Source organism: Paenibacillus sp. 01T422 (genome assembly GCF_056398785.1).
Window position 1 is genome coordinate 1 of record NZ_JBFTQB010001562.1, and the last position, 562, is coordinate 562.

Below are 562 nucleotides of genomic sequence, written 5' to 3' on the forward strand. Positions count from 1 at the left end.
GTATCATTGTTCTTCGCTAGCGTACTAGCCCACTTAATTCATTGATGCGCCTGTTTACATCTATCCAATTCGACGCACGATAAACCAAAGCAATGTTCACAGAAGTATTATACGGCTGTTCAAACAAAATTACAGGAATATTCTTAGCGGCAAATTCTATTGCATAATGGGGGGCATCATCAATTAACACACTTATTCCGGAGTCTATACATGCCTGAAGCTTATTCTCAGTGAAAGCTATATTATGGTATCTAATTCCATTACGTTTAAGCCAATCAATTGTAACATCTCTAAAAAGTAACGGACGAGCCGTAATAATTGTTATTTGATGACTAATAAATAATTCCTGTAATACTTCAACTGCCATGGGAAAAGCCGACGAGTTCCAATGAATATCGTGACCATATTGATGATAAACTTTTTCACGCTCAACATTGCCCCACCCATACAGACGGTAAAAATAAAAATCGTTAACGTCTTCAGGAGTAAACGATAAACCAGAAGCTTTATTGTAAAAGTGCAAATATGAAGAAGTGGCATCAAGAACTGTATTGTCTAAATC

General features: G+C 36.5%; 1 protein-coding gene. It reads right to left on the bottom strand.

What is annotated here, in order from left to right:
- Nucleotides 1–16: 16 nt before the first annotated feature.
- The coding region (locus tag AC1DUA_RS40185; protein ID WP_477504958.1) for a 5' nucleotidase, NT5C type at nt 17–562 on the bottom strand (546 nt) is incomplete at its 5' end.